10 protein-coding genes are annotated in these 12,835 nt (G+C 65.9%); all 10 read left to right on the top strand.

The features are described from left to right. Window positions 1-47: 47 nt before the first annotated feature. The 10 genes from X733_RS153630 to tagF are packed head-to-tail and all read left to right on the top strand — an operon-like array spanning window position 48 to window position 12,831. Window positions 48-497 (top strand): Hcp family type VI secretion system effector, encoded by a 450-nt coding sequence (locus X733_RS153630; protein WP_023673716.1) that lies wholly within the window; start codon window positions 48-50, stop codon window positions 495-497. Then, complete coding sequence (tssE, locus tag X733_RS153625; protein ID WP_023714850.1) at window positions 484-1,239, top strand: type VI secretion system baseplate subunit TssE; 756 nt, start codon at window positions 484-486, stop codon at window positions 1,237-1,239. The genes X733_RS153630 and tssE overlap by 14 nt, the downstream gene beginning before the upstream one ends. A 3-nt stretch (window positions 1,240-1,242) precedes the next feature. After that, window positions 1,243-3,117: a type VI secretion system baseplate subunit TssF gene (tssF, locus tag X733_RS153620; protein WP_023818528.1), complete on the top strand. Its 1,875-nt coding sequence runs from the start codon at window positions 1,243-1,245 to the stop codon at window positions 3,115-3,117. Further along, window positions 3,081-4,121 (top strand): type VI secretion system baseplate subunit TssG, encoded by a 1,041-nt coding sequence (tssG, locus tag X733_RS153615; protein WP_023818529.1) that lies wholly within the window; start codon window positions 3,081-3,083, stop codon window positions 4,119-4,121. Before tssF ends, tssG begins: the two co-directional genes overlap by 37 nt. Then, window positions 4,121-5,593 carry a type VI secretion system-associated FHA domain protein TagH gene (gene tagH / locus X733_RS153610; protein WP_023818530.1) on the top strand — a complete coding sequence of 491 codons (1,473 nt, stop codon included), beginning with the start codon at window positions 4,121-4,123 and terminating at the stop codon, window positions 5,591-5,593. The genes tssG and tagH overlap by 1 nt, the downstream gene beginning before the upstream one ends. Before the next feature lie 3 nt (window positions 5,594-5,596). Then, window positions 5,597-6,049, top strand: a complete 453-nt coding sequence (tssJ, locus tag X733_RS153605) for a type VI secretion system lipoprotein TssJ (protein ID WP_023804375.1) — start codon at window positions 5,597-5,599, stop codon at window positions 6,047-6,049. Window positions 6,050-6,107: 58 nt separating this feature from the next. Beyond that, complete coding sequence (gene tssK, locus X733_RS153600) at window positions 6,108-7,442, top strand: type VI secretion system baseplate subunit TssK (RefSeq protein WP_023709959.1); 1,335 nt, start codon at window positions 6,108-6,110, stop codon at window positions 7,440-7,442. Between the two features lie 4 nt (window positions 7,443-7,446). Beyond that, entirely contained in the window at window positions 7,447-8,772 is a 1,326-nt protein-coding gene (icmH, locus tag X733_RS153595) for a type IVB secretion system protein IcmH/DotU (protein WP_023804377.1), read from the top strand. 1 nt (window position 8,773) lies between these two features. Continuing rightward, window positions 8,774-12,313 carry a type VI secretion system membrane subunit TssM gene (gene tssM / locus X733_RS153590; RefSeq protein WP_023818531.1) on the top strand — a complete coding sequence of 1,180 codons (3,540 nt, stop codon included), beginning with the start codon at window positions 8,774-8,776 and terminating at the stop codon, window positions 12,311-12,313. After that, window positions 12,295-12,831: a type VI secretion system-associated protein TagF gene (gene tagF, locus X733_RS1000000167115; protein WP_023815184.1), complete on the top strand. Its 537-nt coding sequence runs from the start codon at window positions 12,295-12,297 to the stop codon at window positions 12,829-12,831. The genes tssM and tagF overlap by 19 nt, the downstream gene beginning before the upstream one ends. Window positions 12,832-12,835 lie beyond the last annotated feature (4 nt).

A 12,835-nucleotide genomic window follows, 5' to 3' on the forward strand; every position in this document is an offset into this window, starting at 1 on the left:
AGCAACCAACCTTTGTTTGAAAGCGGTGGAGAACGAAAATGCCCACAATGAAGATCGACGGTTTTCTGAAAGTTCCGGATATCAAGGGGCCTAGCACACGCGACGGCCATGACGACGAGATCGAAATCCATGGCGTCGATTACAAGATGGTCGCGCCCTACGACCCCAATTCCCTCTCGCGCCGAGGCCGCGTGTCGATGGGCATGATCAAGTTCACCAAGCACTATGACAAGGCCTCACCCTATCTGGCCAAGGCCCTGTTCGAAAACAAGGCGCTGGACGAGGTCAAATTCTCCGCGCGGCGGACCATCGACGGCGAGAGCAAGGACTATCTGGTCGTTACCCTGACCGACGCCTCGATCATGGAATACGACATGTCGCAGGCCGATGATGAAGCCGACCTGATCCAGGAGGAAGTCTCCTTCGCCTACAAGAAGATCAAGTTCGTCTATGACGACAATGACGAAGCCGAAATGGATGTCTATGTCGGCAAGTGAGGGGCGAGCAAAGCGCCCTGCCGCCGACAAGGTACAGGCGGGCGGTTCACGGGCCAAGCGCGAGGCGGTACAGCCTTCGCTGTGGGACCGCCTCGTCAACGATCTGCCGGGCCTGAGCTCGGAGATAGACGGGCTCAGGCAGGCTCTGCAGGAGGAGCTTGGCGCAGAGCGCCTGGACGAGCTGCTGGCAGACGGACCGAGGCGCATCGACGCCGATGACGCATTGAACCCCGATCAGAAGCGCCGGCTGCACCGGCTGGCGTTTCAGAACCGGCACCGTGGCGAGCTTGAAAGCCGAGGCATCGTGGTGTCGCCCGATGTGCTGCGCGAGGCCGTGCGGCGCGACATCGAGGCGCTGTTCAACACCGAGCGTTTCGAATCCGCGCCGCTGCTATCCGATCTCGAGGCCGAGCAGATGACCGACCGTCCGACATCGCTGGCCGACTTTCCGGAGGTGCGCCGCAGCGTTGTCAATTATGGCGTGCCGTCCTTCTCCGGCCGGTCGTCGCGCGACTTCGATCGCGATGTTCTGGCACGCGAGATCCGCGCCGTGCTCGCCGCATTCGAGCCGCGGCTGAAGGAGAGCGCGACGAAAGTCACGGTCAACCTCGGCGACAAGACCGGCCTGAAGATCGAGATCGACGCCGTGCTGATCATGACGCCGACGCCCGAGCGCATGCGCCTGCGCACGACGATCAATCTCGACAACGGACTGGCGCGCACCGAGTTCAGGGAAGCCTGAGAGATGGACCGGGTCTTCGTAGAATATTACGAGGAGGAACTGTCCCACATACGCGGGCTGGCGGCGGAGTTCGCCGACATGCATCCGGCGGTTGCCCGCAATTTGTCGCTGGATACGGTGCCGTGTCCCGACCCCTATGTGGAGCGGCTGCTCGACGGCGTCGCCTTCCTCGCCGCGCGCACGCGCCTGAAGGTGGATGCCGAGCGCTCGCGGTTTTCGCGCAGCATCCTCGACGTGCTTTATCCCGATCTCGTCACGCCGGCGCCGGCAACCGCCATGGTGGTGCTGAAGCCCGGCCAGCAGGTGCAGACAATGCTTGCCGGCCACGTCGTCAAGCGCGGCACGCGGCTGGTCTCCAGCCTGCAGGCCGGCCTGTCGACACGCTGCACCTTCACCACCGCGCAGGACATGACGCTGTTTCCGATCGCGATCAGTTCGGTCGGCTATTTCCAGGACCGCAGCGCGCTTGCCGCCGCCGGCATCGGCCCGATCGCCGGCAAGGCCGGCGAAGCGGCACTTCGCATCACGCTGGCGCGGACCGGCAAAGGCAAGCTCGACGAACTGGCGCTCGACCGGCTCGACTTCTATTTCGCCAACCGCACCAAGGCGCCGCTGATCTTCGACGCCATCTTCGGAGTCTGCTCTGGTGTCGGCGCTCGACCGGAAGGCAAGACCAATCCATTGTCGCCGCTACCGCCGCCGGAGATGGTCGGCATTGCCGATGCCGAGGCGCTGATGCCGCGCACGCGGCCGACCTTCGAAGGCTACCGCCTGCTGCGCGAATATTTCATGATGCCCGAGCGCTTCCATTATGGGCGCGTCACCGGCTTGCTGCCGGTCGTGCGCAAATGCCAGGCCGGGCTCGAAATCATCTTCCTGTTCCGGCGTCCGGTGCCCGAACTCGCCGATCTGACGCCGGCGGATTTCGATCTCTTCGCCACCCCGATCATCAATCTCTTCGAGCGCGAGTGCAACATCGTCGAGCTCGACCAGCGCAAGACGCGCCAGGTGCTGCATGCCGACCGCACGCGGGCGCGCGACTTTGAAATCTACCGCGTCATCCGCGTCGAAGACGCCGATGCCGAGGGACCCGACGCGGAGATACCGGAACTCTTCAGCCTTGGGCAAAATCGCGGCAGCGGCTGGGTCTATTCGACGGAGCGGCGGCCGCGCCGGCCGACCGAGGACGAGCGGCGCCAGGGCGTGACGCGGACCTCCTATGCCGGGGACGACGTCTTCCTGGCGGTTTCGCGCCCAGTCAACAGTCAGGCCAACCGGCCGCTCAAGCGCGTCGACGTCATGGCACTGTGCACAAACCGCGATCTTGCCATCCTCGACGACACGCCAACGCTGACGCTGGAAGCGGGCGACCCGGTGGAATCGGTCAGGCTGCTCGGCGCGCTGCGTTCGCCGCAGCCGGCCATCCCGGCAGCGCTGCCGACCGGCGCCGACAGCGAGTCGCGCGCCGACGACCTGGCCTGGCGGCTGGTCTCGCAGCTGGCGCTGAACTTCCTCAGCCTGGCCAAGGAAGGCCGCGGCGTCGATCCGCTGCATGCGCTGCTCGATCTCTATGCCGAACGCGGCGATCCCGGGCTTGCCCGCAATGTACGCTCGATCGTGCGCATCGATTCGCGCGCGGTGATCGAAAGGCTGGCGATCGAAGGGCCGATGTGCTTCGGCCGCGGCACGGAGGTGACGCTGCATGTCGACCAGTCGGTGCTGGCTGGGCAGAGCACCTTGCTGATGTCGGGGCTGCTGTCGCGGCTGTTTGCCCGTCATGCCGGAATAAACGGGTTCGTGCGCACGCGCACGCGATTGCTCCAGAAACAGGAGGATGTGCCATGGCCGATGACGCCCGGCAATCGCTACCTGATCTAGAGCGAGCCGCAACCCTGTCCGAGAGTTTCGACTTCTTCGAACTGCTGCGCCGGCTCGAGCGGCAAGGCGGCCTGTTCGGCCATTCCGGCCGGCCGGACCGCGAGCCAGCAAGGCTCGGCCAGAATGTGCGGCTGTCCTTCGCGGTGCAGGACGTTGTGGATTTCCGCGAGCCGACCGACAATTCGCCGGCGCGGGTGACGGTCAACAATCTCGGCCTGCTCGGGCCTGAAGGGCCGATGCCGCTGCATCTGACGCGCTGGGTGCTCGATCGGCTTTCGCAGCGCTGGTATGCGGGCGCCGAGGCGCGGCAGACGAGCGACACGACCTTCGTCGATTTCGTCAACATCCTGCAGCACCGGATGATCGCGCTTTATTATCGCGCCTGGGCGGATGCGCATCCGGCCGTGCAGGTCGAACGCGGTGTCGGCGGCCGCGTCCGTTCGATGCTGGAAGCCATGGCCGGCATTGGGCTGCCGGGCACGCAGGACGCCGAACTCGATGCGGTAAAGCTTCGCCAGGCCGCCTCGCTCGCCAGCCAGGTCGACGGTCCCGAACGGCTGACCCTGTTCCTGGCCGAAGCCTTCAAGGTTCCGGTGGTGCTGAAGGAATTCGTCGGCGCCTGGATGACCATTCCCAAGGCGCTGCAGAGCCGGCTGGCCGGCAGCTATGCCACACTCGGCCGCAGCGCCACCATCGGCCCGCGCAGCTTCAGCCGGCAAAGCCGAATCGAACTGCGCATCGGTGCGCTCAGCTATATCGACTACAAGGCGCTCCTGCCCGGCGGCGAGCGGCTGAAGCTGTTGAAGCAGGCGGTGCGCGACCTGATCGGCGAGACCATCGATGTCGATCTCAGGATCGTGCTTGCGGCAAAGGCAGTGCCGCCGGCGAAGCTTGGAACCGTCCAGCTTGCCCGCACCACCTGGCTGGCGCGCAACCCTGCGCGAGGCGATGCCGAAGACATGCGGCTGCGCACCATCGTCGGCTGGCGGGAAGAGGTTGCCTGATGAGCCTGCTGCTGACGCTCGAACAGGGACCCCGCGCGCAAGTCACGCGGCAGGCGCGGCTGGACGAGGGTGAGCTGGTGATCGGCCGCAGCGCCGACGCCGACTGGCAGATCATCGATCCCGACATGTTCGTCTCGCGCGCCCACTGCAAGATCACCAGCAAGCAGGGCGGCTATTTCGTCACCGATACCTCCAGCAGCGGGTTGTTCATCGACGATGCCGCCAGCCCGCTCGGCGCGGGAAATACCGCGCGCCTGCAAAGCGGCATGCGACTGCGACTGGGCGACTATGTGGTGTGGGTCGATTTGCAGACGGCGAAGACCGAGGCGCCGGCCTCCAGGCCTTCAGCGCCTGCCAGTAAGCCGGCGGCGTCGCCGGCGCCGGTCAGCCTCGGCGGCGACGATTTCTTTTCGTCCACCACGGAAGAAGAGCCGGGACGGCCACGCCCTGCCAACCTGCCCGATCCATTCGAAAAGCCGGTGCCCGGCGCATTCGCGCGTGCGCGGTCCGATGAACGCAGCTCGCAGGCGTTCGACGATCCGTTCAGCCTCGACCCTGTGGCAACGCCGGTGGCCGAGCCCACTGACAGAAACGGCGCCAAGCCATCGTTCGACGATCCCTTCGGCCTCGACTCCGCGCCGCTGTCGAGAGAGCCGAGCAGATCCAATCCTGAGAAGCCGCCGGGCTACGATGACGGGTTTGGTTTTGGCCCGGCCGAGTCCACCAGTCTCGACGCAGGCGCGACGGATGGCGGCGCAATCGATGCGGCCTCGCCTGCTCCCTCCGCGGCGCCGTGGGAGCTGCCGGCTCGCGCGGCCGAGCCATCGCCCAAGCCAACCCCGCAACCACCGCCCCGCCCTCCTGTCCGGCAAGCTGCAGCACGGCCTTCGACCGGACAGCCGGACGCGGACCTTCGCGCTGCTTTCCTGCGCGGCATGGGTATGGACGAGGCCGGCTTTCCCGGCCGCAATCCGGTTGCCGACATGGAGAAATTCGGCCGCGAGTACCGGCTGATGATGGATGGGCTGATGCAGCTTTTGCGCAAGCGCGCCGAAGAGAAGGGCAACGCTCGCGTCGCGCAGACCGTGGTTGGCGCGTCCGAGGTCAACCCGCTTAAATTCCTGCCCTCGGTCGACGATGCGCTGGTAACCATTCTGGCCGAGCGCAGCCCCGGTTTCCTCGGCGCCGAAGCGGCGATCAAGGACACGGTGCGCGATCTGGCGCAGCACCACGTTCGTGCCTGGCGCGGCGTGCAAGGCGCGCTCAAGCGCATGATCGACCGCTTCGATCCGGCGGCGATCGAGCAGGAACTGAAGTCAAGTTCGGCGATCGGCAATCTGCTGACCGGCGGGCGCGGCGCCAAGCTCTGGGAATTGTACCAGAAACGCCACCGTGAAATCGCTCACAGCGCCGAGACGCGTTTTCTGGGCGAGATCGGCGCTGATTTTCGTGATGCATATGAGGAGGACTGAGACATGATCGACAGACGCGAATTTATTTTTGCCATCGGAGCGACGGGACTGCTGACGGCTTGCCAGAGCGGCCCGCCGAAACCATCCGTCATCACCGTAAACCTCGCCGGCGGCGCCGGCATGAACCCCGGACCGGGCGGCGGCGACAGACCGGTGACTGTAATGATCCTGCGCCTGAAGAGCACCGGCGCTTTCAATTCGGCCGACTACTTCGCCCTGCAGGGCGGCGCCGGCGCGGCACTTGGCGGCGATCTCATCGGCTCCGATACGATTTCCGTCGGACCCGGCAAGACCGCATCGAAGACCATCACGGTCGAGCCGGAAGTGGCAGCACTCGGCTTCGTCGCGCTGATCAGGGAACCCACCGGACGCAACTGGCGTACCACCAAATCGGTTTCGTCGGGATCGAAATTCACCGTCAATGTGAAGCTCGGCAGCGGCGGCATTTCCGCCTAGCGGCGGCGGGTCCGCAAAGCCGCGCCAAGGTGATGAGCAGGAAGCAGAGAGTGCCGGCATGAGCGATGCAAACAGGGTGCTGTGGTCGGAGGGGCTTTTCCTTCGCACCCAGCATTTCCAGCAACAGGACCGCTTCTTCGAAGCGACGGTGCGCGGCGCCTTGCAGGCCGGGCATCTGCATACGTTCGGCTTTCGAACGTTGACGCTCGATCAGGCACAGCTCGATGCCGGCCAGATCTCGGTGCTTTCGGCGCGCGGCATCTTTCCCGACGGGACGCCGTTCGCGATCCCTGAGACGATGGATGCGCCGCGGCCGCTGGCGGTGACGCCGGAGATGGGCGCGGGGCCAGTGCTGATCGCACTGCCGCTCGAACCGCCCGGCGGCGTCGGCTTCGACCCGGCTCACGCCGAGCCGTCAGGCGCACGCTATCGCGGGCGGATCGTCTCGGTGCGCGACGCCGTGCATGGCGGCTCCGACCCCGAGGAAATCGAGATTGCGCGGCCGCAGGCGCTGTTGCTGGCGCCGGGCACGGCCGTCGGCGGTTACACCGCGCTGCCGGTGGCCGAGCTCAAGGGCGTGCGCGCCGATGGCGGCGTGGCGCTCGACGACACCTTCCTGCCGCCGACCTTGGTCATCGGCGCGGCCTCCTGGTACAGCCGCCTGCTGCAGGAAGTGGTCACCGGCCTCGACCAGATCGCCGAGGCGCATGGCAAGATGGTGCTGGGCGGCCCCGGGCGCAGCGTCGAAGACCTTCTGATCCTGAACCTGGTCAACGCCGCGCGGCCGCGGCTGGCGCACATGCTGGCGCAGGACGTTTTCCATCCGGCTGAGGTCTACATGGAACTTGCCGGCCTTGCCGGCTCGATGGCGACCTACGGTTCGAGCGCAAGGCGGCTCGGCGAACTGCCTGTCTACGACCACATGGCGCCAGGCCCGGCCTATTCGGCGCTGGCCGACGCGCTGCGTTCGCTGATCCTCAGCCTGCGCTACATTGAGCCGAAATCGCGCGCCCTGCCGGTCATGCGCCATGCCACCAATGTGTGGAAGATCCGCATCGACAACCCGAAACTTCTGGTGGCGAGCCGCATCGTGGTGCGGATCGGCTCCGAACTGTCGGAGGATGCCTTGCGCAAGATTTTCGTCAACCAGGCGACGGTCGGCTCGGCCAGCGAATTCGAAGGGCTGTGGAAATCACGCCTGCCCGGCATTCCGCTGAAGCCCCTTCATTCGCAGCCGCGCGAAATTCCCTATGACGGCGACCGGCTGTGTCTCGAACTGGACCAGAAAAGCGAGCACTGGGCCTCGCTGCTCGAAGCGCCGGGTTTTGTGATCGGTGTTTCGGGCGTGCTGCCCAGCGAACCGCAGGTCGACTGCTACTCGGTCAACAGGTGAGATGATGAGCAGGGACGATCCGTTCGGACTGTCCGAGGATCGGGAGCGGACGCGCATCCGCCTGAGCGGAGCGCCGACGCCGCGCGCCATGCCGCTGCCGGCGTCGGGCGTCACCGCGAAGCGCTCCGCGCGCGCGCATCCGAACGTGCTCGTCAATGCGTTCTCGCCGCTGTTGGAGTTTGCACCCGAACTGGAAAACGCGCAGCCGCCGGAGAACCCGGAAGCCCTGCGCACCAGGCTGCTCGACGAACTCGTGCGCTGCCGCGACGCCACCATGGCACAGGGATCGTCACTTGAGCGCGCCGACCAGGCCGCGTGGCTGGTGGCCGCGTTGCTCGATGATCTGGCGCTGAACACGCCGTGGGGCGGCGCCAGCGCATGGCCACGCCAGCCGCTGGTGGTGATGCTGCGCGGCGACGTCGATGCCGGCGCGCAGTTCTTCGCCCGTCTTGAAGAGCTGGAGCGCCATCCCAATCGCGACCGCGAAATGCTGGAGTTGCAATATCATTGCATGGCGCTCGGCTTCCGCGGCAAATATCGCGTGCCGGGCCGCTCCGGCGACCGTTCGCTCAATGCCGTGCGTGTGGCCGCGGCGCGCTTCCTGCGCGACAGCGACGCCGAAGGCGCACAGCTTTCGCCCAACTGGAAGGGCGTGATCGCCTCCGACGAGCCGCAGCGCTTCATCGTGCCGATCTGGGTGATGGTTGCGGCAGCGGCGGTGATCGCCACCGCCATTCATATCGGGCTGTCGATGAGCCTGAGCAGCCAGGCGGTCGAGCTTTCGGCGCTGGTTCGCGCCTTGCCGCCGCCGACGCGTACGGATGTCACCCGCGCTTCGCCGAAGGTCGACGCGCCGCCGCCGGTGGCGGTGGATTTCGCGCTGCTGCCGGAATTCCAGGCGGCAGCACCCGACGAGCTCAAGAGAGCGCTGAGCGGCACGGAGAGCGTGTCGCTGGCGCGGCTGGTCATCCAGGCCTCCAATCCCGAACTCTTCCAGTCGTCGCGCGCGCAGCTGACAGACGGCTTCGATCCGCTCATCGCCTCGGTCGCCAAGGTGATCCTCGAGAACCAGGAGCTGATCGGCGATATCACCGTGGTCGGCCACACCGACGGCGTTCCGTTGCAGAAGACCAACCCACTGTCCACCAACCAGCGGCTGTCGGAAGCCCGCGCCGCGGAAATTGCCGATATCCTGATTCAGAACGGCGTGCCGAAGGAGCGCGTGCGCTCCGAAGGCCGGGCCGCCACCGATCCGGTGGCCGACGACGGCACACGCGAAGGCCGGGCCTTGAACCGCCGCGTCGAAGTGCTGGTCGAAAAGAGGCTGTGACATGTTCATCCTGCGCTTCCTCTGGGCGGTCCTGACTTCGCGTTTCCTGTGGACGCTGATCGGCCTGGCGCTGCTGTCGCTGATCATCTGGGTATTCGGCCCGATCGTACGGGTCGGCGACTATGTGCCGATGGCGTCGGAGACGGTGCGCATCGTCATCATCGCTCTTCTGGTGATCTTCTGGCTGATCTGGCTGATCGTCGCGCAGCGCCGCGCGATCCGCGCCAACCGCATGTTCGTCGCCGAGATTTCCGCCCCGGTCGAGGAAAAGCGGCTCAGCCCGGGCGAGGAAAACGTCGCCGCGGTCGGCGCCAAGTTCCAGGACGTCATGGTCGAGTTGAAGCGCCGCAAGCTCGGCGGCCGCAAGTTCCTGCGCGAGATGCCGTGGTATGTGATCGTCGGCCCCCCGGCGACCGGCAAGACGACGGCCTTGCGCCAATCCGGCCTCAACTTTCCGATCGACCTCATCGACGATCTGCAGGGCATCGGCGGTACCCGCAACTGCGACTGGTTCTTCTCCGAAAACGCAGTGATGATCGACACCGCCGGGCGCTATGTCCAGCAGGAAAGCCAGCCCGATGTCGACGCCGTGGAATGGCTGGGTTTCCTCGATCTGTTGAAGAAGCATCGTGGCCGTCGTGCGCTGAACGGCGTCATCGTTGCGCTTGGGATCGACGCGCTGTCCGAGGGCGACGAAGCCGTCAAGGCGCATGGCCGCAAGATCCGCAGGCGCCTGGCCGAGCTCGAGGAGCGGCTGGAGATCCGCCTGCCGGTCTATCTCATGCTGACCAAGGCCGATCTGATCAGAGGCTTCGAGGCTTTCTTCGGCGGCCTGTCGACGGCGGCGCGCGAACAGGTATGGGGGACGACCTTCCCGCTCGATGCACGCGTCGACGCCAACACGATCGCGGGCGAAATCACGACGCTGTCGAGGGAGCTGGAAAAGCGGCTGGTGCCGCGGCTGGAGGATGAGGACAAGCTGGCCGAACGGGCCGAGATCTTCCGCTTTCCCGCACAGCTGCAAAGCCTGTCCGAGCCGATCCAGGTGCTGGTCGAAGCGATGTTCGGCGAGAGCCGCTACGAGGAGGCAGCCTGGCTGCGCGGCCTCTATCTGACCTCGGCCACCCAGGAAGGCGCGCCAATCGACCGGCTGACTGCGGCGCTCGCCTCCTCCTTCGGGCTGCCGGCACGACGCACGATGCCGGCGCAGCGCTTCGAGAAGCGCAGCTTCTTCCTCAAGAACCTTTTGACCGAGGTGATCTTCAAGGAGGCCGGGCTCGGCACCTTCGACCCGCTGGCGCAGCGCCGCCGCAGCTGGATCTGGCGCGGTGCCGCCGCTGCCAGCGCGGCTGCGGCCATACTCGCCGGCGGCCTGTTCACCTGGTCCTACTACGACAATCGCAACGCCATCGCCGCGCAAGCCGGCCAGTTCGAAGCGCTGCAGGCGCCGCTGACGTCGACCGCCGCGACGCCCGCCTCGGTGCTGCAGCCGGCTATGGACGTTGCCCTGACCGCCATGGACGAAGTCGCCAATGCCAGGACTGCGCCTCCGAACAAGGCACAGGACCTGCTCGGACCATCGGCTTCGGCCGAGATGATGCGGGCGCAGACCGACACCTATGACCACGCTCTGCGCAACGTGCTGGAGCCGCGGATGGTGGCGTTGCTCGAAGCGACCATGTGGCGGCAGATCCGCGATCCGGACTTCATGCTGGGGGCGCTCAAGACCTACCGCATGATGACCGGCCTGTCTCAGATGGACTCCGACTTCGTCGAGAATTGGTGGGTGAACGACCTGCCCGAATTCGCGCCGGCCGCGCCCTTCCCGACAGCCGATGCGGAAGAACACCAGCTGGCAGCGATCCGCCGCATGGCGGTCGACGACAGCTACATCGCGCCCGACCAGGCGCTGGTCGCCGAAGCGCTGAAAACGGTCTGCACGATCTCGCTGCCGGCGCGGGCCTACAAGCAATTGCTGGCCGATCCGGCGGTGGCCGGATTGAAGGAATGGATCCCCGCCAATTTCGCCGGGCCGAACGGCGCCAAGGTGTTTTCGCGACGCTCCGACAAGACGCTGCGCGTCGGCATATCAGGCGCCTTCACCTATGACGGCTTCCACGATGCGATCCTCGACCGGGTCGAGGATGTCGCCGCCCAGGCGGCACTCGACCGCGCCGTGTTTGCCGGCGGCTGCTCGGAAAATTCCGAGACCTCGGTGTCGGCGCTGTCGGAAGATATCCTGAAGCTCTACTATGACGATTACATCGCGCAGTGGGATAGTTTCCTGCGCGACATGCGGCTGGCGCCGCTGAGCGACCTCAACATTGCCAGCGAGAATCTGAAGGACCTTTCCAGCGCCGATTCCGCGCTGAAGCGGCTGTTGACGGCGGTGGTCCAGGAGGTCGACCTCACCCGCTCGGACGACGCGCCGGCGACTGACGACAAGGCGGCGGCGAAGGGCGGCTCGAAACTGCTGGGCAAACTCGGCAAACTGGGCAAGATCGTCAAGACCGGCGCCAAGCTGTTGCCGCGCGCAGGATCGGCCAGCGAAGTCGACCTGACCGGCACGCTGGTGGCCGAACACTTCAAGCCGCTCAAGAGCACGATTGCCGAGGTCGACGGCCAGCCGCCGGCGCTCGATGCTGCGGTCGTCGCGCTGACGGCGCTGTCCAACGTGCTGCAGACGGTGACCGCCAATCCCGACCCGCAGGACGCGATCAAGAAACAGGGCGGGCTTGCCGAACTGACCGGCGCCGTCGCCCGCCAGGCGCAAATCCTGCCCGACCCGGTCAACACCTGGCTGAGCGGCATTGCCGGCGACACCAGCGGGTTGACGCAGAAGGCCGTGGCCTCCGAGCTCAACGCCATCTGGCGCGCCGACATCCTGCCCTTCTGCCAGGCCGCGCTCAACGACCGCTATCCGTTCAGCCCGGACAGTGCCGTCGACGTCAACGTGCGCGACTTCGCCCGCCTGTTCGGACCGGCAGGGATGATCGACGGCTTCATCAACGACCATCTGATCGGCTATGTCGACACCTCGGCGCAGCCTTGGAAATGGCGTGCCGATTTCGGCCTCGACCCGTCCGCACTTGCCGCCTTCGAGCAGGCGCGGCGCATCCGCGACGATCTCTTTCCCGGCGGTCAGGGCCCGGTGATGGCCTTCACGCTCGAGCCGACCGACCTGTCGCCCAACGTGACCCGCGTCACGCTCAACCTCGATGGCCAGAACCTGGTCTATTTCAACAATGCGACGCGACCGCAACCGATGACCTGGCCCGGCAAGGACGGCACCGGCGTCATCTCGCTCGCCTTCCAGCCGATCGACGGCTCGCCCGAAATCATGCTCAACGAGACGGGAAGCTGGGCGTGGCTGAGGATGCTGCGCGGCGGCCGCTTCACCGGGACGTCGCTGTCCGATGTCTACAGCCTGCGGCTCGGAACGAAAGGCATGTACGCCGATTTCAAGCTCAAGGCGGCGAGTGTCGAAAATCCCTACAACCTCCAGATGTTCAAGAAATTCTCATGTCCGCCGCAGATATGAACACCGGCTTCTTCGGCAAGATTCCGGCGACCGGAGATTTCGTCGCCGTAAACCTGCCGCGGACCTTCATCGACCGCTGGGACCGCTGGATGTCGATGGAGTTGCGTGAGAGGCCCGACGAGGGGGAATTGGATTCGCGTGTTTGGCGCTTCATCGTCAAGAGCGGCATTTTCGGCGACCGGCCCTGTGCCGGCGCATGGCGCATGAGCGAGGACCGCGTGGGACGCCGCTATCCGTTCGCGATCATCGGGATTGGGGCTACACCGGCACCTGACGATGCATGGTTCGACGGCGTTGCGTCAATCGTTGATGAAGCGGTCGAATTGCAGAGGACGCAGTCCTGGATAGCCGAAGGCTTGGCCAACCTTGCCGCGCCCAGCAACAGCCATGGCGATCCGAACCGGATTGGCTTCTGGCTCGACGACTGGTCGGTGCATGAGTTCGCGTTCTCGGATATTCACGACCTGGCGGCCAACGCCCTGCCGAAAATGCGCGCCCCGCGCCCTGAGACGGAATAGCTCT

The sequence above is a fragment of the Mesorhizobium sp. L2C066B000 genome (assembly GCF_000502335.1).
Lineage (GTDB): Bacteria > Pseudomonadota > Alphaproteobacteria > Rhizobiales > Rhizobiaceae > Mesorhizobium.

Excerpts from the sequence above, each read along its gene's own strand:
- tssM (WP_023818531.1), top strand. The coding sequence starts at position 8,774 with ATGTTCATCCTGCGCTTCCTCTGGGCGGTCCTGACTTCGCGTTTCCTG.
- tssJ (WP_023804375.1), top strand. The coding sequence starts at position 5,597 with ATGATCGACAGACGCGAATTTATTTTTGCCATCGGAGCGACGGGACTG.
- X733_RS153630 (WP_023673716.1), top strand. The coding sequence starts at position 48 with ATGAAGATCGACGGTTTTCTGAAAGTTCCGGATATCAAGGGGCCTAGC.
- tssE (WP_023714850.1), top strand. The coding sequence starts at position 484 with ATGTCGGCAAGTGAGGGGCGAGCAAAGCGCCCTGCCGCCGACAAGGTA.
- tagF (WP_023815184.1), top strand. The coding sequence starts at position 12,295 with ATGTCCGCCGCAGATATGAACACCGGCTTCTTCGGCAAGATTCCGGCG.
- tssG (WP_023818529.1), top strand. The coding sequence starts at position 3,081 with ATGGCCGATGACGCCCGGCAATCGCTACCTGATCTAGAGCGAGCCGCA.
- tssK (WP_023709959.1), top strand. The coding sequence starts at position 6,108 with ATGAGCGATGCAAACAGGGTGCTGTGGTCGGAGGGGCTTTTCCTTCGC.
- tssF (WP_023818528.1), top strand. The coding sequence starts at position 1,243 with ATGGACCGGGTCTTCGTAGAATATTACGAGGAGGAACTGTCCCACATA.
- icmH (WP_023804377.1), top strand. The coding sequence starts at position 7,447 with ATGAGCAGGGACGATCCGTTCGGACTGTCCGAGGATCGGGAGCGGACG.
- tagH (WP_023818530.1), top strand. The coding sequence starts at position 4,121 with ATGAGCCTGCTGCTGACGCTCGAACAGGGACCCCGCGCGCAAGTCACG.